22 protein-coding genes are annotated in these 19,606 nt (G+C 38.5%); 6 read left to right on the forward strand and 16 right to left on the reverse strand.

Annotated features, from left to right (window positions below; all coding sequences use genetic code 11):
* The first annotated feature begins 32 nt into the window (after nucleotides 1–32).
* A complete protein-coding gene (locus CWD91_RS21535; protein ID WP_103443047.1) occupies nucleotides 33–929 on the forward strand; it encodes a DMT family transporter in 897 nt (298 codons plus the stop codon).
* On the opposite strand, the gene CWD91_RS21540 is transcribed toward CWD91_RS21535, so the two are convergent.
* Nucleotides 910–1,854, reverse strand: a complete 945-nt coding sequence (locus CWD91_RS21540) for a sugar phosphate isomerase/epimerase family protein (RefSeq protein WP_103443048.1) — start codon at nucleotides 1,852–1,854, stop codon at nucleotides 910–912. The genes CWD91_RS21535 and CWD91_RS21540 overlap by 20 nt on opposite strands.
* 165 nt (nucleotides 1,855–2,019) lie before the next feature.
* Entirely contained in the window at nucleotides 2,020–3,321 is a 1,302-nt protein-coding gene (gene rimO, locus CWD91_RS21545; RefSeq protein ID WP_103443049.1) for a 30S ribosomal protein S12 methylthiotransferase RimO, read from the reverse strand.
* A gap of 119 nt (nucleotides 3,322–3,440) precedes the next feature.
* Between rimO and CWD91_RS21550 the strand changes: the two genes are divergently transcribed.
* Nucleotides 3,441–4,529: a serine hydrolase domain-containing protein gene (locus CWD91_RS21550; protein ID WP_103443050.1), complete on the forward strand. Its 1,089-nt coding sequence runs from the start codon at nucleotides 3,441–3,443 to the stop codon at nucleotides 4,527–4,529.
* Nucleotides 4,530–4,579: 50 nt separating this feature from the next.
* On the opposite strand, the gene CWD91_RS21555 is transcribed toward CWD91_RS21550, so the two are convergent.
* The 12 genes from CWD91_RS21555 to CWD91_RS21610 form a co-directional block, all read right to left on the reverse strand.
* Nucleotides 4,580–5,587 (reverse strand): alpha/beta hydrolase, encoded by a 1,008-nt coding sequence (locus tag CWD91_RS21555; RefSeq protein ID WP_103443051.1) that lies wholly within the window; start codon nucleotides 5,585–5,587, stop codon nucleotides 4,580–4,582.
* Nucleotides 5,584–6,546: a signal recognition particle-docking protein FtsY gene (gene ftsY, locus CWD91_RS21560; protein ID WP_103443052.1), complete on the reverse strand. Its 963-nt coding sequence runs from the start codon at nucleotides 6,544–6,546 to the stop codon at nucleotides 5,584–5,586. The genes CWD91_RS21555 and ftsY overlap by 4 nt, the downstream gene beginning before the upstream one ends.
* A gap of 91 nt (nucleotides 6,547–6,637) precedes the next feature.
* Nucleotides 6,638–6,790, reverse strand: a complete 153-nt coding sequence (locus CWD91_RS21565) for a DUF4295 domain-containing protein (protein WP_103443053.1) — start codon at nucleotides 6,788–6,790, stop codon at nucleotides 6,638–6,640.
* Nucleotides 6,791–6,796: 6 nt separating this feature from the next.
* Nucleotides 6,797–6,979, reverse strand: a complete 183-nt coding sequence (gene rpmG / locus CWD91_RS21570) for a 50S ribosomal protein L33 (protein ID WP_031444791.1) — start codon at nucleotides 6,977–6,979, stop codon at nucleotides 6,797–6,799.
* Nucleotides 6,980–7,000: 21 nt separating this feature from the next.
* On the reverse strand, nucleotides 7,001–7,237 hold the full coding sequence (gene rpmB / locus CWD91_RS21575) for a 50S ribosomal protein L28 (protein WP_031444792.1): 237 nt from the start codon (nucleotides 7,235–7,237) through the stop codon (nucleotides 7,001–7,003).
* A gap of 72 nt (nucleotides 7,238–7,309) precedes the next feature.
* Nucleotides 7,310–8,557 (reverse strand): competence/damage-inducible protein A, encoded by a 1,248-nt coding sequence (locus CWD91_RS21580; RefSeq protein ID WP_103443054.1) that lies wholly within the window; start codon nucleotides 8,555–8,557, stop codon nucleotides 7,310–7,312.
* Nucleotides 8,557–8,895 (reverse strand): Hpt domain-containing protein, encoded by a 339-nt coding sequence (locus CWD91_RS21585; protein ID WP_103443055.1) that lies wholly within the window; start codon nucleotides 8,893–8,895, stop codon nucleotides 8,557–8,559. Before CWD91_RS21585 ends, CWD91_RS21580 begins: the two co-directional genes overlap by 1 nt.
* Nucleotides 8,896–9,507 (reverse strand): fumarylacetoacetate hydrolase family protein, encoded by a 612-nt coding sequence (locus CWD91_RS21590; RefSeq protein WP_103443056.1) that lies wholly within the window; start codon nucleotides 9,505–9,507, stop codon nucleotides 8,896–8,898.
* A 104-nt stretch (nucleotides 9,508–9,611) separates the two neighbouring features.
* On the reverse strand, nucleotides 9,612–10,388 hold the full coding sequence (locus tag CWD91_RS21595; RefSeq protein WP_103443057.1) for a 3'-5' exonuclease: 777 nt from the start codon (nucleotides 10,386–10,388) through the stop codon (nucleotides 9,612–9,614).
* 275 nt (nucleotides 10,389–10,663) lie between these two features.
* Nucleotides 10,664–12,061, reverse strand: coding sequence for a dihydrolipoamide acetyltransferase family protein (locus tag CWD91_RS21600; RefSeq protein ID WP_103443058.1), 1,398 nt, complete (start codon nucleotides 12,059–12,061; stop codon nucleotides 10,664–10,666).
* A gap of 98 nt (nucleotides 12,062–12,159) precedes the next feature.
* Nucleotides 12,160–12,777 (reverse strand): recombination mediator RecR, encoded by a 618-nt coding sequence (gene recR, locus CWD91_RS21605; protein ID WP_103443059.1) that lies wholly within the window; start codon nucleotides 12,775–12,777, stop codon nucleotides 12,160–12,162.
* A 908-nt stretch (nucleotides 12,778–13,685) separates the two neighbouring features.
* On the reverse strand, nucleotides 13,686–14,696 hold the full coding sequence (locus tag CWD91_RS21610) for a 3-oxoacyl-ACP synthase III family protein (protein WP_103443060.1): 1,011 nt from the start codon (nucleotides 14,694–14,696) through the stop codon (nucleotides 13,686–13,688).
* Between the two features lie 279 nt (nucleotides 14,697–14,975).
* On the opposite strand from CWD91_RS21610, the gene htpG reads away from it, so the two are divergent.
* On the forward strand, nucleotides 14,976–16,862 hold the full coding sequence (gene htpG / locus CWD91_RS21615; RefSeq protein WP_103443068.1) for a molecular chaperone HtpG: 1,887 nt from the start codon (nucleotides 14,976–14,978) through the stop codon (nucleotides 16,860–16,862).
* 72 nt (nucleotides 16,863–16,934) lie between these two features.
* Nucleotides 16,935–17,294, forward strand: coding sequence for a DoxX family protein (locus tag CWD91_RS21620; RefSeq protein ID WP_103443061.1), 360 nt, complete (start codon nucleotides 16,935–16,937; stop codon nucleotides 17,292–17,294).
* Nucleotides 17,295–17,303: 9 nt separating this feature from the next.
* On the opposite strand, the gene CWD91_RS21625 is transcribed toward CWD91_RS21620, so the two are convergent.
* Together CWD91_RS21625 and CWD91_RS21630 are read right to left on the reverse strand one after the other, a co-directional pair.
* Nucleotides 17,304–17,717, reverse strand: coding sequence for a hypothetical protein (locus CWD91_RS21625; protein WP_103443062.1), 414 nt, complete (start codon nucleotides 17,715–17,717; stop codon nucleotides 17,304–17,306).
* The gene (locus CWD91_RS21630; RefSeq protein WP_317045627.1) at nucleotides 17,707–18,363 is read right to left on the reverse strand and encodes an RNA polymerase sigma factor; all 657 of its coding nucleotides are present in this window, start codon (nucleotides 18,361–18,363) and stop codon (nucleotides 17,707–17,709) included. Before CWD91_RS21630 ends, CWD91_RS21625 begins: the two co-directional genes overlap by 11 nt.
* A 62-nt stretch (nucleotides 18,364–18,425) precedes the next feature.
* On the opposite strand from CWD91_RS21630, the gene CWD91_RS21635 reads away from it, so the two are divergent.
* Both CWD91_RS21635 and CWD91_RS21640 read left to right on the forward strand, forming a co-directional pair.
* The gene (locus tag CWD91_RS21635; protein ID WP_103443063.1) at nucleotides 18,426–18,782 is read left to right on the forward strand and encodes a DUF6249 domain-containing protein; all 357 of its coding nucleotides are present in this window, start codon (nucleotides 18,426–18,428) and stop codon (nucleotides 18,780–18,782) included.
* Between the two features lie 66 nt (nucleotides 18,783–18,848).
* On the forward strand, nucleotides 18,849–19,484 hold the full coding sequence (locus CWD91_RS21640; RefSeq protein WP_103443064.1) for an MOSC domain-containing protein: 636 nt from the start codon (nucleotides 18,849–18,851) through the stop codon (nucleotides 19,482–19,484).
* Nucleotides 19,485–19,606: the final 122 nt, after the last annotated feature.

The raw sequence follows: 19,606 nt of genomic DNA on the forward strand, positions 1-19,606 counted from the left end.
TTCCATTCTCTATTTTTATCCTTTTTTTCATAATGATAACAAAACCTCGGATTGCCCTTATCATTGGAATTATCTGTATTTCCATTTTTCCAATTTTGGTGAAATTAAACTACACTCCCGGGCTTATTTCCGCCTTCTATAGAATGGCCATAGCCCTGGCCATAATTCTACCATACGCCCTGTTTACTAATCAATTGGAAATCCCAAAAGGCAGTACATTTGCCCTGGCCCTACTATGCGGAATATGTTTTGGTTCCGATGTTGCTGTATGGAATATTGCAATTCAAAAATCCACGGCAACTCAGGCATCATTATTAACTAACTTATCACCTGTATGGGTTGGGATTGGAACATTTTTATTTTTAAAACCCAAGCCTTCAAGAAACTTTTGGATAGGTACCGCCATTGCGTTATTGGGGATGATCACTTTAGTAGGGTTTCAATTCTTTAGCCAACTTTCTTTTGATATTGGATTTAGTTTTGGAGTACTATCCGGAATATTCTATACCATCTACATTCTGATTAGCAAAAAAGTGTTGGGCAAGATCTCTATTGTTAACTTTATGACATTGAGCCTCATATCTTCTTCCCTCTCTTTAGGGATCATATCCTGGTTGCTAGGCGAACCTTTTAATGGTTTCTCCAATATTGGATGGTTTGTTCTTTTGATCCAAGGATTGGTCTGTCAATTATTGGCTTGGACCCTAATCAGCTACGCCACCCAACATATGCGGGCTACAAGAGTTTCCCTAAGTCTTTTGGCCCAAGCCATATTGGCTGCCTTATTGGCCTGGATATTTCTAAATGAGGTAATTACTCTACAGATGATCCTAGGTGGTATTATTTTACTTTTAGGAATTGGAATAACCTTTTATGACCAGCACCTTTTTAAAATGGGCGGAAATAAAATTAAACTCCCGCCTCTTTGATTACATTTAGGGTCTTTTGAAGTCCGGTCTTGGCCACCTCCAATAAGTCCATGTTGTAATATTCCGGATTGTACAATTCCAAGGAAATACACCCATTGTACCCTGTACTTTTAAGATCTTTTAAAATCTGTGGAAGCGGTAATATTCCATCGCCTGGAAAAACCCGATGTTTGTCTTGCATATCTTTTAACTCCATTCCTTTGGGGGCATCGTTAAACTGAAAAATGGCAAAGATATTACCATTTAGAAGTTTTAAGCCATCAAAACCACCTTCAGAAATATACATATGATATACATCCGGAATTATTTTAGCTTGAGGGTGATTTGCATCCAGGGCTACGGCGGTGGCCTGACCCATGGTTTTTAGGGGGAACATCTTTACAAATACCATAGCGGGTATTACATTATACTCCTTTATACCAATTTCCAATAATCTTCGATAACATGACGCAACAAAATGAGGGTCATAATTTTCTCCGACCTGATTTGGTATTGCCTGTACATAGGTACAACCTATTTCCGATGCCATCCTCATTCTATTTTTGGTGGCTGGCAAAGATTTTTGAAATTCATCCTCATTCTTTGGAATACAACCCCAAAGCCCGATCATACTAGGCACAAACAAACCTGCTTGTTTTATTTTGGCTCCCAACTTTTTAAGGTCTCCCCCATTTTTTTCGTATTCCTCCAAATCACTATCCCAAGGTTCAATGGCATCATAGCCTGCCGCTATGGCAATCTCCACTTTTTTCTCCAAACCCTTGGCCGGCCTTATGGTAGCTGTATCCAAACAGATGGGCCATGGACTCTGTCCGTTTTGATATCTTTTTTCTTTTTTGGAAGTTTCCAGTGGCAAGGCGTTGGCCATTGTGAGTGTTGCAACACCAGCAGTGGCTGCACCTGTAATAAATAATCTGCGATTCATATTTTGGTCTGTTAACGGACTAAAAATATGAAAAAAAGTGAAGCATATCTTTTTCAAGCGCAATTAACCCTTGAACTTGACTAAAACCCAAACAATAACCTGCAAAAAAAGTATGGATAACTTGTGATTACCACAACCACTTAACCAAACCTCAACCAGCTATAATTAAACCGGCTCACCGTAAAGATCGAAATCGGCGGCCTCAAAAATCTTTAGATCTACAAATTCCCCTACTTTTACATAATGCTTGGCGGCGTCTACCAACACTTCATTATCTACATCCGGGGAATCGAACTCCGATCTCCCTACAAAATATTTGCCTTCCTTACGGTCTATGATACAGCGCAGTATTTTCCCTACTTTTTCTTGGTTCAACTCCCAAGAAATCTGTGACTGCAGTTCCATAATCTCCGATGCCCTTTGTTGTTTTACTTCCTCGGAAACGTCGTCTATAAGATTAAAAGCATGGGTATTCTCCTCATGACTATATGTAAAACAGCCCAATCTTTCGAAGCGCATCTCTTCCACCCAACTCTTCAAAGTTTGATAATCCTCCTCTGTTTCCCCTGGGTAACCCACTATCAAAGTGGTCCTGATCGTCATTTCGGGAACCGCAGCCCTAAAGTCTTGCAGCAATTTGGTTGTTTTTGCTTGGGTAGTTCCCCTACGCATACTCTTCAATATTGAATCTGAAATATGCTGTAACGGAATATCCAAGTAATTACAAACCTTTGGTTCACGTTTCATCACCTCCAAAACATCCATAGGAAATCCGGTCGGGAAAGCATAATGTAACCTGATCCATTCTATACCCTCCACTTTCACCAACTCATTTAGCAATTCTGCCAAATTTCGTTTCTTATAAAGATCTAGTCCGTAATAGGTAAGGTCCTGGGCAATAAGAATTAATTCCTTAACTCCTTTGGCCGCTAATTTATTGGCTTCGGTAACCAAATCTTCAATGGGAGTACTTCTGTGTTTACCCCGCATAATAGGAATGGCACAAAAGGAACATGGACGATCACAACCTTCGGCAATTTTTAGATAGGCGTAATTTTTAGGGGTTGTCGTTAAACGCTCCCCAATAAGTTCGTGCTTGTAATCCGCTCCTAAGGCCTTTAACAGATTAGGTAATTCGCTGGTACCAAAATATTCATCAACATCAGGGATCTCTTTTTGGAGATCTGACTTATAACGCTCACTTAAACAGCCTGTTACAAACACCTTATCAACCTCACCAGCTTCCTTTTTCTGAACGTATTCCAAAATGGTATTTACACTCTCCTCCTTGGCATTGGCAATAAAACCGCAAGTGTTTATTACCACAACATTACCCTCTTCCTCATGAACAACCTCCTTGTTGTTGGCCCTTAATTGCCCCATCAACACCTCCGAATCGTAAACATTCTTGGAACAGCCCAAGGTTACTACATTGATTCTATTTTTCTTAAGTGACTTAGTCCGCATATTTTCCAAATAAAGTGCAAAAGTACAACTTGAAAAAAGATTGTAGTCCCATTATATCTTTTTTTATTCTTTTAACGTTAAACCTTTATAACCATTTGAGCTCTAAGATATAAAGCCCTATGAAAACCTATTTTTTAATTACATGTTTGTTTGCTGCCTGTTGCATAATGGGATGCTCTAAGGGCAGTGATGATGAAGCACCGATCCCAACTGAAGGGAAAATGTTTTTTCCTCCATTGAATTCTGAAGAATGGAAAACCATATCCCTTGAGGAATTAAACTGGAACTCCAGTGGAGAACAGTCACTTTACGCCTTCCTGGAAACGAATAATACAGATGCTTTTATTCTTTTGAAAGATGGAAAGATTGTTATGGAAAAATATTTTGGAAGCTTTAGCGCTTCTAAAAACCACACTTGGAATTCAGCCGCTAAAACCTTGACCGCATTTACGGTAGGTATAGCACAAAAGGAAGGTTTGCTTTCTATAAACAATGCCTCCTCCGATTATATGGGAACAGGCTGGTCTACCCTTAGTCCCGAACAGGAGCAACAAATTACTGTTAAAAATCATCTAACCATGACTTCCGGGCTGGATTTTACGGGCGAAAACAGCTTCTGTACCGATAAGGAATGTCTAATTTACAAAGATGACCCCAATACATTTTGGTATTACCACAATGCAGCCTATACGCTTTTGGACAATATTGTTACTGGTGCCGTACAGCAAGATTTTAAGGATTACTTTAATGAGAAGCTGCGCAACAAAATAGGGATGCAAGGTTCTTGGATAAAAACGGGCTATCTTAATCTATATTTTAGCAATGCCCGTAGTATGGCCCGTTTTGGGCTATTGAACCTTAACAAAGGAAATTGGGACGGGGATAAAATTCTAGACGATCCCGGCTATTTTGAAGCCATGACCAGTACATCCCAAGATCTAAACAAATCTTATGGCTACCTCTGGTGGCTTAATGGAAAAAGCAGCTTTAGAATACCGGGATCGGAAGAGCTGTTCCCTGGAAAATTAATACCTGATGCTCCGGACGACCTCATAGCTGGTCTTGGCGCCTTGGACCAAAAGCTCTATGTAGTACCCAGCAAAGGATTGGTAGTTATACGCATGGGAGATTCTGCCAATGAGCAAGAATTGGGACCAACCTCCTTTGATACTGATTTATGGAAAAAACTAAATGATATAATAGACTAGCGCGATTATCTCCAAAATACGACACTTGGCATATTGGATGCACAAAAACATTATTCCACAGGATGCATTTTAATCACATCCTCCAAAAATCCAATAGTTTCTTGCTTTACGGATTCCAAATCCTTGGAAGTAATATAAGAGGTCATTACATGGTTGCCTACATTGGGGAAAGCCACTTTTTGTTTCTTGCCATCTTTAACACCCAGTTGATCGTACATTTCCAACATTGCAGGAACAGACACGACCTCATCCTGTTCTTCCTCATTTTTGTAATAGTACCCTAAAAACGTAGGTTGATGTATTTTCTGAAAAACCTCTGGCTTCATGGTTTCATCCAACAATGTCTGAAGTTGCACCAATGCCTCTACCCTATACCTAGTGGTCCAGTAAGCCTTTTTTAAGGAATCTGCCTCGGACTCATAGTAATCCCCATCCATAATAGTTTTCACTAGTTGCAATCCCCAAGGCCCGGACAATAAGGGTGCCGTTGGATCGTAGATTTCCACGTTTGGGGAATATAGAAGAAGTCCGGCGATATCCTCCTCCCCATGAGCCAAATAAAGGGCCAAAGTGCCTCCGGTAGAAGTACCCATAACAATAACCTTGCTTCCAATTTTTTTTGCAATAGCGAAAGCCTCCTTGGCGGAATCGAAGTAATCCCCTGCCGTTAAATCCAAAAAGGCATCATCATCCCGTACCCCATGGCCTTTTAATCTAGGTAAATACACATTGGCTCCATATCTCCTTCCCAACTCAGTATGCAAAGGAGCTCCCTCTTCATGACTGGCAGACCAACCATGGAGATATAAAATGGAATATTCCGTTATAGTGGGAATTGAATCGTACCAAATGATACGGGATTCATTATTGGTCTTAATTTTTGTATTGGCCTTTTCGCTTTGCAAAAGATTGTTGTTCAGTATATCCAAATTCGTTTCCACTCTTGGCAAATCCATGGTCAATACAGGCTTCTCTACCTTGGGGCCCAAAAAATAAGCTATTAACAGCAAGACAAACAATAGAAATACTACTTTAAAAACCTTCCGGAATATCCTCATCGCTTGCCGCTAAAAAATGAATCTACAAACTCAACCTTATTAAATACTTGCAAATCATCAATTCCTTCACCTACTCCTATATATTTTACGGGGATCTGAAATTGATCTGAAATACCTATGACCACACCCCCCTTTGCGGTTCCGTCCAATTTTGTAACCGCCAAGGAAGTTACCTCGGTAGCTTTGGTAAACTCTTTGGCCTGCTCAAATGCATTCTGACCTGTGGAACCATCCAATACCAAAAGGACTTCATCCGGAGTACCTTCCACCACCTTCTGCATTACTCGCTTCACTTTGGTCAATTCATTCATTAAATTAACCTTATTGTGCAGTCTGCCAGCGGTATCTATAATCACCACATCCGCATTTTGTTTAATGGCCGAACTGAGGGTGTCGAAAGCCACGGAAGCCGGATCGCTTCCCATATTTTGTTTTATGAGAGGTACATCCACACGATCGGCCCAAACCTGCAATTGGTCTATCGCAGCGGCCCTAAAGGTATCAGCTGCACCAAGGACCACCTTTAATCCTTGTTTCTTAAATTGATAGGCCAACTTACCTATAGTTGTGGTTTTACCTACACCATTGACACCAACCACCATTATTACATAAGGCTTTCTCACCAATGGAACAGTAAATTCTGTTTCAGCCCCGGAATTGGTTTCAGATAACAATCCCGCTATTTCCTCCCGCAAGATGACATTAAGCTCATCTACCCCTAAGTATTTATCCTTGGATACCCTAGCCTCTATACGGTCTATTATCTTTAAGGTTGTATTTACACCAACATCGGAAGAAACCAACACTTCCTCCAAATTGTCCAATACATCATCATCTACTTTGGATTTCCCAACTACCGCTTTACTTAGTTTGGATAAAAAATTGGTCTTGGTCTTTTCAAGACCCTTATCCAAAGACTCCTTTTTTTGCGTGGAAAAAATTTTCTTAAATAAACTCATATTCTTGGCATATTCCTTTTCATCAAAGATATAAAAATAAAAAAGCTACTTTCATCGGAAAGTAGCTTTATAACCAAATATATTTAGGTTTTTAATTCTTTTTCAACCAATCGTTTACCATCTCTGGACTCATAACAGACTCCTGAAAAGTATAAGCACCTGTTTTAGGTGACCTTACCATTTTAATGGCCTTGGTCAATCTCTTTGAACTTGTTTGTAAACTCGCTACCGTTTTCTTTGCCATGACGTATTATTTAATTTCTTTATGAACTGTCATTCTCTTAAGGATAGGATTAAATTTTTTAATTTCCATCCTATCTGGAGTGTTCTTTTTGTTTTTTGTGGTTATGTACCTTGAAGTACCTGGCATGCCAGATTCTTTGTGCTCTGTACATTCCAAAATAACCTGAATTCTGTTACCTTTCTTTGCCATTATTATCTTAGTATTTCAGGATTATTTTATTAATCCTTTTTCCTTTGCTTCTTTTAAAACAACGGAAATTCCTTTTTTATTTATACTCTTTAAAGCCTTTGCGGAAACCTTTAAGGTTACCCAACGATCTTCTTCTGGAATATAGAAACGCTTTTTAGAAAGATTTACATCAAATCTTCTTCTGGTTTTATTAATCGAGAAGGACACATTGTTCCCAAACATGGCTCTCTTTCCAGTAACATCACAAACTTTTGACATCTCTCTACTTTTATTTTGTTATAAACAGGGTGCAAATTTAAATTAATTTTATGGGACGGACAAAATTCTTCGTCAGAATTTTAAAATTTCTTTTTGAAGCATTTCAAATGCCTTATTTACAGACTTTTGCACAATTCTTTCTCTTTGACTTCCCATATGAAATTCCTCCACAACTTCCGTGTTGGGAGAAACGATTGCTATAAACACCGTTCCTACCTCTGCACTGGAATCCCCTTTTGTTGGGCCAGCGTTCCCCGTAGTAGCGATAGCAAAATCCGTTTTTAGTATTTTACACAAATTGACAGCCATTTCAAGGGCCACCTCTGCACTTACCACTGAAAATTGGTCTATGGTTGTCTTGGATACCTTAAGCAGCTCTATTTTGGCTTCTGTGGCGTAACTTACAATGCTCCCCTTAAAATAAGCCGATGCACCCGGCATACTGGTTATCTGTTGGGCAATTTTACCTCCTGTACAACTTTCCGCGGTCCCCAAGGTCATTCCTTTTTTTGTCAATATTTGTGCAATCACGGATTCCAAGGGCTCATCGCCTTCCTCGCCAAAAACAAGGTCGCCTATCAACTTTTTAATTTTTTCCGCCTCGCTTTTGACAGCGGAATTTATCAATTCACTATCGCTTCCTTTTCCCGTAAGCCTCAACCTTACAGAGCCTAGACTTGGCAGGTAGGCCAATTTCACAAAACTGGGCAGATTATCCTCTACGGAGGATATCTTATCCGCAAGGGAACTTTCCCCAATACCATAGGTAATAATCGTCTTGTGAACAATATATGGGCGTTTAAAATCCTTTATTATTCCAGGTATTACCTTCGCCGTAATTAAATTTTTCATCTCGAAGGGAACACCCGGCAACGAGATAAAGACCTTTCCATCACTTTTAATCCACATTCCCGGCGCTGTGCCAAATTCATTATGGAGAACAACGGACTTGGAAAGTACCAACGCTTGATTTCTGTTTACCTCCAACAAGGGAATCCCTAAGTGTTTTCGAAAAATAGCCTCAACATGGGCCAGCACTTCAGCACTCTCCACTAAGGTATCATTGAAATACTCGCACAATGTGTGCTTGGTGATATCGTCTTTGGTCGGACCCAAACCACCCGTCATTATTATGATGTCGGCTCTTGATTCCGCTTCTTTCAGAGCTTTCAGGATATGATGTTTTTCATCCTGTACTGAAGTAATCTGATAAACAGAAACACCGATCTTATTAAGTTCTTGGGCAATAAAAGCAGAATTGGTATCTATAATTTGACCAATGAGAATCTCATCGCCAATAGTAATAATTTCAGCAAACATTAAATCTTAAAGTCATTTTTCAATTCTGAAACCACTTGCTGAACATCTTTTTTAAGTAAGGGCACAAGTCGCTGAATTTCGGCCGTATTCTCCTCCTTTTTTCCCAAAGTTTCTATCTGCAAAGCTATATCGCGAGTTTGCTCCATGCCCAACAAATCTACATTAGGTTTAATTTTATGCGCCAACTTATAAACACTATCATAATTTTTCAACCCTAATGCTTTCTCAAGTTCATCCAAATCCTGAGGCACTTCTTCCAAAAAAACAGCAACGACAGATTTAATGAATTCATCATCACCATCTGCCATTTCATTTATCTTGTCCAGACTATAAATCATCTATTTTATATTTAATGAGAACATTTGTTCATTCTCCAAGGTACCCGAAAGATAATCATTTGCACTTATTCTACCAACACCGGCAGGTGTACCTGTAAAAATAATATCACCTTTTTTCAAAGTAAAAAAACGCGAGACATAAGATATTATTTCATCAATCTTCCACAGCATTAAACCGGTATTGCCTTGCTGAACCAGTTTATCGTTCTTTTTAAGTTGAAAATTTATATTATTTAAATCCTTAAAATCGGATTTTGGCAGCCATTTGCCGATTACAGCTGACCCATCAAAACCCTTTGCCTTTTCCCAGGGCAATCCCTTTTCCTTTAATAGAGATTGAATGTCCCTAGCTGTAAAATCGATACCCAAACCAATTTCGTCATAATAATTATGGGAAAATTGGACATCTACATGTTTGCCTACTTTTTTTATTTTCACCAATACCTCTACTTCATAATGTACGTCTTGGGAAAATTCAGGTATGTAAAAATCCTGTTCCTTGGGCAAAACTGCAGAGTCCGGCTTAATAAACAACACTGGATCGGTGGGTCTTTCGTTATTCAATTCCTTGATATGCTCCGTATAATTACGGCCAATACAAATAATTTTCATGATAATAAGTGTTCTTTAGAATTTGGCATTATTACAGCCGGCCTGCAGAATAGGCCAGGATACGCCGTTGAAAAATTGAACATTTTTACAAAACCACCCAACTTTTAACCCAGTTTGTTGTTCAATTTGCTTAGTTTTATTTGAGTCAGAACTTTTTTAGTATACAAAGGAAAATCGGCATTCAAAATCCAACCAAAATAACCTGGTTCTTTTTCTAGGACATCATGCACTTTTCTTCCCTTATGTTTTCCAAAAGAAAAAATCTCCGCCCCTTCTTCATCAAAAACAATAAATCCAGCGAAATCCACCGATTGTTTTCTAGTTGTAAATTCCGATAGTTTTTTGATGTTATTTTCCAATTCGGGATATCTATCCAATTGCGACAAGAGCACTTCATAGGTTGCATTGGTATCAGCCTCGGCACTATGGGCATCGACCAAATTTTTATCGCAATAAAATTTATAGGCGGCTTCCAAGGTCCTTTTCTCCATTTTATGAAAAATGGTCTGCACATCCACAGAAACGGCATTCTTCATATCAAAATCTATTTCGGACCGAAGCATCTCTTCTGCCAAAAGCGGAATATCAAAGCGATCGGAATTATAACCTCCCAAATCACAGTCCTTAATCATTTTATGAATTTCTTTGGAGAGCTGTTTAAAGGTAGGTTCATTTGCCACTTTTTCATTGGAAATGCCATGAATTGCCACCACTTCGGCAGGGATTTCCATTTCCGGGTTAACCAACCAGGTCTTGCTCTCCTTATTTCCATTTGGATATACCTTTAATATAGCTATTTCCACTATTCTATCCTTGGCCACATTGGTACCAGTAGTCTCCAGATCGAAAAAACAAATTGGTCTTGTAAGCTTTAATTGCATGCTGTAGGTTCTTTGTGCAAATATAGTTTTTACAAGATGTACCGTAAAAGAATAACCAACATTATTCGACAAACAACGCCAATCCCGCCAACAGCTGTTACTATATTGATCTATGGTCACGGGTTAACCATTGGAATATCATAACCCGGTATTGATTGTATTGTTAAACGCCGAAGCGGATGTAGAACCAAATCCTAATACAAAACCTATTGTACTGTGTCCATCTCAAAAGGTTTTTACATTTTAACTAGTGAAAAATAGGCTTAAGTTGCTACTTACACCTCCCTATTTATATCCCAGGCCTCCAAATAATCGGCCACCGCTTTTACGAACATTCCGCCCAGAGCACCGTTAACCACCCTATGGTCATAGCTATGGGAAAGAAACATTTTACTTCTAATAGCAATAAAATCACCTTCTTTGGTTTCAATAACGGAAGGTATCTTACGAATAGCGCCCAAGGCCAGAATACCAACTTGCGGCTGATTGATGATTGGCGTGCCAAAAACACTGCCAAAAGTTCCAACATTGGTTACAGTATAGGTGCCATCCTTAACCTCATCTGGCTTCAATGCATTATTTCTGGACCTCTTGGCCAAATCGTTTACAGCTTTTGCCATACCCACCAGATTTAACTGATCGGCATTTTTAATAACGGGAACTATTAAATTTCCATCTGCCAAGGCCGCTGCCATACCAATGTTTATATTCTTTTTCTTAATCACAGTATCTCCCTCGAGAGATATATTTATCATAGGGTATTTCTTCAGGGCAATGGCCACGGCCTCCATAAAGATCGGGGTAAAAGTAAGCTTCTCGCCCTCCCTTTTTTCAAAGGCATCCTTAACCTTATTTCTCCAATTCACCACATTGGTAACATCAACCTCAACAAAACTTTGCACATGCGCCGAGGTGGCGATGCTGGCCGTCATATGGTGGGCAATTAATTTCCCCATACGGGTTAAAGGTATGTGCTCATCGCCATTACTTGGCTCCGCCTTCTCCGAAGTTATTTTTACATCTTCTTGTTTTGCTACTACTTGCTTAACGGGAATGGGCTTCTTTTCTTCTTGCTCAAGCTTGGCCATCGGAGTTTCCATACTTTTTTCCCCTTTTTCGCCATAAGGTTGCCCGCCGCTTAATTTTCCAGCGGCCATATAGTCCAAAATATCATTTTTGGTCACCCTACCTTCACTTCCTGTACCCGGAATAGTATCCAATTCCGCAATTGTTATACCTTCCTGCTTTGCAATATTTTTAACCAAAGGGGAATAAAATCTATCAGAGCCACTGTAATCCAGTACCGGTGCAGTTACTATTTCTTTGGCTTCATTTACTGAGACTTCCAGTTCTTCGACCTCTTTTGTAGGCGTTTCCAATGGCGTTGACGAAACATGATTGTCCTCTTGATAATTCCCGTCAAAACCACCGCCGTTTATTTCTATAATGGCAACCGTCTGCCCTACTTTAACAACATCGTCTATATTAAATAATTTCTCTACCAAAATGCCATCTACTTCACTTGGAACTTCGGAATCTACCTTATCGGTGGCAATTTCAAAAACAGCTTCATCCATTTCTATAGCATCGCCAACTTCCTTCAGCCAGGAGGTAAGTGTCGCCTCTGCAACACTTTCGCCCATTTGTGGTAATTTTAGTTCAAATTTTGACATATCCCTATTTAATGCACTTATAATGATTAATAATTTGCAAAAATAATAAATAAAAGACCATTTTATTGACTTTTATTCATACTTTTCGTTGTTGGCATTTAAACTTTTAATGAATTCTCGAATGGAATCCTATTAAGTATACTTCTACCCAATGTAACCTCATCGGCGTATTCCAATTCGTCCCCTACGGCAATACCCCTTGCTATGGTCGAAGTTTTAATACCCAACCCGTCCAGTTGCTTGTAAATATAAAAGTTGGTCGTATCTCCCTCCATAGTAGAACTTAACGCTAAAATCAATTCCTTTATTTTTCCCTGTTTTGCTTTGTCTACCAAAGAAAAAATCGTTAAGTCTTGAGGACCAACTCCTTCCATCGGGGAAATTTTACCCCCAAGAACATGGTACAAGCCTTGAAACTGCCCAGTATTCTCTATTGCCATTACATCCCTAATATCTTCAACTACACAGACAACACTTTCGTCTCTCCTCGGATTGGAGCAAATCTCACAAACGGCTACATCCGAAATATTATGACAGTTCTTGCAGAACTTAATATTGTCCTTTAAATTGACCAAGGCTTCCGCCAATCCAGCGGTTTGCTCCTTTGGCCGTTTTAGGAGGTGTAAGACCAACCTCAATGCCGTGCGCTTACCTATTCCTGGCAATTGGGACATCTCGTATACCGCACTTTCGAGTAATTTAGAAGAAAATTCCATAAGCACAAAATTACAATTTTATACCATTTAATTAAGGCATTCTTTCTAAAAGAAAAATTTAGAAAACAAGCAAACTACCTTTTTCCAAATCTCTTTTCAAGCTATTCAGCGTAATTGATTAATGTGCTTTTAGCCAAAGCCACAGCACCTTGATATTTTCAATTAATATAATGAATACCTTAGAATTTTTTTGGTCAATTGGAAAAAGAATAAATATTCCTTACTTCTACAATATCAAATCCCGGATATCTAAGAAAACGACTTAAAGTTGGTCAACAATTCACCGATGCAAATAGCATTTTGGCGGTAAGTTGTACAAGTATGTCCGCATTTTTTTCGAACAAAAAAACTCACCTACAACTAACCCTTTAATTCAAAACTTTGTAAATGGTTATTTGCAATTCACTTTGAATAAGAAAAGCATTAATTACTGATTTACAATCAATTACATAACATAATTGGAATTCGGAGATGCTATTTTTTTAACACCCGACAGATTTCCCACAAGTAATCTTAAGCAAAAACGAAGTCACTTTAACAAAACCAATTATAAAGTTACTGCACCTATATTTTGAAAATAAAATAATTAGTCCTTAATTTGTTGACAGGCATAGTTCCCCCAGTCCTATAGCCTGATTGCAATTATAATTTATTGGCTTTTGTTTTCTGTACATATACACCCAAAACGAGGTGTTAACACATTATCATTTTGATGTTAAAGTGTGTTAATCATTGTAAGTAGGGAACGGAATATTCGTACTTTAAGGGGAAGAATATAAGAAATTGGTCATTGATAACGCTATATATTTATAGTTAATGGTTAGTGTTTAGTATAGTCTATCAATGAAAGAAACCCGGAACATCTGTTCCGGGTTTTGCTTTTGTACTCTTTCTTATTTAAAAACACCTTACCATCTAATTATGACACTGCCCCAAGTAAAGCCACTTCCAAAAGCGGCCAAGACAATCAAATCTCCCGATTTAATTTTACCCATCTCCCAAGCTTCTGTTAAGGCAATAGGTATCGAGGCTGCAGTAGTATTCCCATATTTCATAATATTATTAAAAACCTGATCATCACTTAGACCAAACTTCTTTTGTATAAATTGGGATATTCTAAGGTTGGCCTGATGAGGAACCAACATATCTATATCTTTTGCCTCCAAATTATTAGCTTTTAACCCCTCAACGATCACTTCACTAAACCGGACCACGGCATTTTTAAAAACAAATTGTCCGTTCATGTATGGAAAATATGATTCATCGTTGGGGTCATTATCCTCCAAAATGTCATTGACCCAACGCTTCCCCATCCCAGGTGCAATCAATGATAGCTCCTCCGCATGTTGACCTTCGGAATGCAAATGGGTGGATAGTATTCCTTTGGTGGTATCTTCCTCCCTGCTGACGATTGCCGCTCCTGCACCGTCACCAAAAATCACCGAAACCCCCCTACCCCTTGTGGTCATATCCAGTCCGTGGGAATGTAGTTCGGACCCTATAACCAACACATTTTTATACATACCGGTTTTTATGTATTGGTCTGCGACCGATAGGGCATATACAAAACCGGAACACTGATTTCTCACATCCAAAGCTCCAACTGTTTTTATTCCCAAATCCCGCTGTACCAAAACCCCTGGACCAGGGAAATAATAATCGGGACTTAATGTTGCAAAGACAATAAAATCGATATCATTTTTATCTATCCCTGACCGATCAATGGCAATTTGGGCCGCTTTCACCCCCATGGTGGTCGTGGTATCCCCATCACCTTTTACCACATGCCTTCTTTCCTTGATGCCAGTCCGTTCTTGGATCCAGGCATCGTTGGTATCCATTTTTTTGGATAAATCGTCGTTGGTGACCACATTGTCAGGCACATAAAAGCCCAAACCTGTTATTTTTGAATTGAACATGCGTTGGATAATTTAATTTTTAATTGACGTGGGTTATCCCACACCTTTTACATTAATATAAAATCTAAAATATGAGAAATAAATTTGGTGACACCTAATATAGACAAAAATATACGGTTACGTACTGATAATAATCATATAGCCTATTCCTTAAATTATAAATTACCTTCTGACAAAGAACCCATGCAATCCCATTTAAAGAATGTCAGTTTGTCACCTTGACTAACAATGGTATTTTTTTTGACAGTGATAAGTCGTAAACTTAAAAAAATTAGAAGTATGGCCACAGGCAAGATTAATGTTTCAGTAGAAAACATATTTCCGCTCATAAAAAAATTCTTATACAGCGATCATGAAATATTTTTACGGGAGCTAATTTCGAATGCAACAGATGCAACATTAAAGCTTAAACACATAACTACAATTGGGGAAGCCAAAATTGATTATGGAAACCCTTTAATTGAAGTAAAGATCGATAAGGAAGGAAAGAAAATCCATGTTATTGATCAGGGTGTAGGTATGACCGAGGAGGAAGTACAAAAATACATCAACGAAATTGCGTTTTCAGGGGCTGAAGAATTCTTGGACAAATACAAAGATTCGGCCAAGGACTCCGGTATCATTGGCCACTTTGGCCTAGGGTTCTATTCGGCATTCATGGTTGCATCCAAAGTAGAGATTATCACCAAGAGTTATAAAGATGAACCTGCAGCACACTGGGCTTGTGATGGATCCCCTAATTTTACCCTTAAAAAGGCTAAAAAAACAACTCGTGGTACGGAAATAATTCTCCACATCGCCGATGACTCCACAGAGTTTTTGGAAGAAGGAAAAATTGGCAATTTGCTTAGAAAGTACAACAAGTTCATGCCTATTCCCATAAAATTCGGAACTACAACCGAGACCCTTCCCAAACCGGAAGGCGCAAAGGAAGAAGATCCAGCACCAACAAAGGAGGCAGACAATATAATTAACAATCCCAATCCCGCTTGGACAAAACAGCCAACAGAATTATCGGATGAGGATTATAAGGGATTCTATAGGGAACTTTATCCCATGCAATTTGAGGAGCCTTTGTTCCATATACACTTGAACGTAGATTATCCGTTTAATCTAACCGGAATATTGTATTTCCCTAAATTGACCAACGATCTAAATACGCAAAAAGATAGAATTCAATTATACCAAAATCAAGTTTTTGTCACTGATAATGTAGAGGGAATTGTTCCCGAATTTTTGACAATGCTTAGAGGGGTCATAGATTCTCCGGACATTCCATTGAATGTTTCCCGTTCTTACTTACAGGCCGATGGCGCGGTAAAGAAAATATCGACCTATATCACCCGTAAGGTGGCCGATAAATTAAGCTCCCTTTTTAAAAATAGCAGGGAGGATTTTGAAGCTAAATGGAACGACATTAAAATCGTTATTGAATACGGAATGCTTTCAGAAGACAAATTCTTTGAAAAAGCGGACAAATTTGCCTTATACCCTACAGTAGATGGGGCTTATTATACTTTTGAGGAACTACAAGAGAAATTAAAGGCCAATCAAACCGACAAGGATGATAAATTGGTATTGCTTTATGCCTCCAACAAGGAGGAGCAACACAGTTATATTGAAGCAGCCAAGGCAAAAGGTTTTGAGGTATTATTGTTGGATTCCCCTATAGTATCGCACCTAATGCAAAAATTGGAAACCTCCAAAGAGAAAATTTCCTTTGCACGTGTAGATGCAGACCATTTGGACAATTTGATTAAAAAAGAGGATACCCAAATTTCCAAGTTATCCGATGAGGAAAAAGAGACCTTAAAAACAGATATTGAGACTGCAATCAACAATAAAAGCTACACCATTCAATTGGAAGCCATGGATAGCAGCTCTTCTCCATTTATTATTACAGAACCGGAGTTTATGCGCCGTATGAAAGAAATGCAGCAATCCGGTGGCGGTGGAATGTTCGGTATGGGAAATATGCCGGAAATGTACAATTTGGTAGTGAATACAAACCACGAATTGGTTTCGGAAATCCTAAACACAAAGACCGCCAAAAAGAAGGAGCGACTTATTAATCAGTCCCTAGATTTGGCACGTTTGTCCAAAGGACTTTTAAAAGGCGAGGAACTTACCAAGTTCATCAAAAGAAGTTATGAAATGGTCAAATAATCATTTTTAGCAAACAATTAAGAGGCTGAATTACTTAGATAATTCAGCCTCTTTTATTTATATCTTTACCAAATGGACTACCCTTGGCACCTTTACCTTTTAGGATCAATATATGTATTTGCCGGTATCATGCATTTTATTGTTCCCAAAGTATATATGCGAATAATGCCTAGGTACTTGCCAAATCATAAACTATTGGTTAATCTCAGCGGCCTGGCCGAAATTCTTTTGGGCCTAGGACTTTGCTTCCCAGAAACCAAGAATATTTCCATTATCGGCATCATATTAATGTTGACCGTGTTTCTATTGGTGCACTTTTATATGTTAAGGGGCAAAAAGGAAGGGGCAGGAATACCAAAATGGATTTTACTCTTTAGAATCCCACTTCAATTTGTGCTAATGTACTGGGCGTATTCCTATCTCGGAATGTAATAAGTAGTATTATGGCCGTTCATCCAAATATTTCTTTAAAACGAATATTTGAACGTAAAGAAATAAGGTAAATGCCAAAATACCGTATACCAAAGTATCCGATAGGAACATAGTGGGCAACCTATCTAAAATATCAGGAAATTGAAATTCCGGCAATTCAATATTATCGTACCACATGCCAACTTCGATGGAATCTTCCATTAAAAACGAGAACAAAAAGACACATAAAAGGCCTAAACCCAAGATTCCCCAAACTTTTCTGGAAATCAGCGGTACATATGTAGTAATACTTCGGTTTCTGGCAACTTCGATCTGGGACATTACTTTTGAAGTAAAATCCAACGAAGTAACGTTCAAGGTTTTATCCTGGAAAACTTTACCTGCCAATTTATCAAGTTCCCTTTCCAGCGCTTCATCTTTCATAGCTCTCTATTATTTCAGGTTCCAAATTCTTCTTTAAAATGGTCGCCAATTTTTTTCTCCCCCTAAACAACTTAACTTTTACATTGGCCTCTGTAAGCCCAACTATTTTAGAAATCTCCGATACTGACCTTTCATCAAAATAAAACAAGGTCAATAAAAAACTATCTTCACTAGGCAATACCTCCAAACATTCATGAATGACCTTCTTTTGCTCCTGCACTTCCATATTATCCAGAGCAGTGTCCAAATTTTTTATTTGGTGTACCGTAAACTCATCTATCTGCATTAAGGGCTGCTCCTTTCTATTCTTCCTTAATCTATCCAAGCAAGTATTATACCCTATCCTATATATCCAAGTGGAAAACTTGGAGTCACCTCTAAACTTATTTATGGATTGAAAAATCTTAACAAATGTGTCTTGGGCAACCTCTTCCGCTTCCTCCCTATTTTTCAACATCCGTAAAGCCAATAGAAATACCAAATCCTTGTAGCGATCCACCAACAGCGCAAAACTATTGGAATCACCACTTAAAATCCGGTCTATAATTTGTTGGTCGTCGTTTGTGGACATTTGCACATATGACGAACCTATGTTGTTTTGGGTTACATAAACTTTAAAAAAATAATCAAAAAAAATTGTAACCATCCGCAAAATTGTTACGTCCTACATAGGAACCCATTAAAATTAATCAATTAAAATTTAAAAAAATGATTGGACCAGGAACAGTTTTTATAAGTCTATTTATTGCTATTTTCGGAATTGCCTACCTTTATTTTTCAACTCGAAACAAGGAACGTTTGGCCCTTATAGAAAAGGGGGCGGACGCAAGTATTTTTGTAAGAGGGAAAAGAGAAAAAGCTGCGCCTATTTGGAAGATTCTAATTCTTAACCTAGCCTTATTGCTAATGGGAATCGGATTGGGGATAATTGTGGCAGGTATTTTATCCGATGCCTTAAATATCCGGGAACAAATAGCCTTCCCTGGCAGTATTTTTCTATTGGCAGGGACAGCACTTTTTGTTGGCTTTAAATTGACCAAGAACCTCGATAAGGAAGATAATTAGATATTCATTTCAAAAATAAAATAGGCCAGTGTATTAATATATAGTGGTTTATTTTATTTTTATATTATGAAAGTCATCTCCACCAATATTGGAACAGCCACAACCTTTCTTTGGAATGGAAAGGAAGAGCAAACTGGAATATTCAAATACCCAACCGATGAAGCTCTATTTCTCGGTAAAACAGAGGTTCTGAAAGATACCGTTATAGACCGTGAGCACCATGCAGGAATAAATAAAGCTTGCTATCTTTTTGCCTCCGATCGCTATTCCTATTGGAGACAATTGTATCCGGAACTGGAATGGGACTGGGGAATGTTTGGCGAAAACATCACTGTGGACGGTTTGGATGAGTCCAAAATGAGAATCGGTGATATTTATAGAATTGGAAGCGCCTTGGTACAGGTTTCTCAACCTAGGGAACCTTGTTATAAGCTGGGAGTACGTTTTAATAATGCGAAAATTTTAAAACAATATGTAGATTACGGATATTCTGGCACCTATGTCCGTATTTTGGAAGAAGGCTATGTAAAAAAAGAGGACCAATTAATTTTGGCAGAAAGATCTGAAAATACCCTAACAGTTAGAGAATGCTTTCAAATAATTCTTTCAAAAGAAAAAGACCCCATCATATTACAAAAAGCGATAAATAACCCTTCCTTGCCCGAATACAAAAGAGAGCGACTTAGGAAGTATGTAGGGTAGAAAATTAAAACAGGGGCCAAATGGCCAGTCATGGTCGGAAGATTTTTTCTTCCGACTTTTTTTGTTTTTTACATCCCCATAATTTTTGGTCAACTGATTGATTTTCAGGCATTTAACTTGTT

Origin of the sequence: Arenibacter hampyeongensis (genome assembly GCF_002909255.1) — a bacterium.
Lineage (GTDB): Bacteria > Bacteroidota > Bacteroidia > Flavobacteriales > Flavobacteriaceae > Arenibacter > Arenibacter hampyeongensis.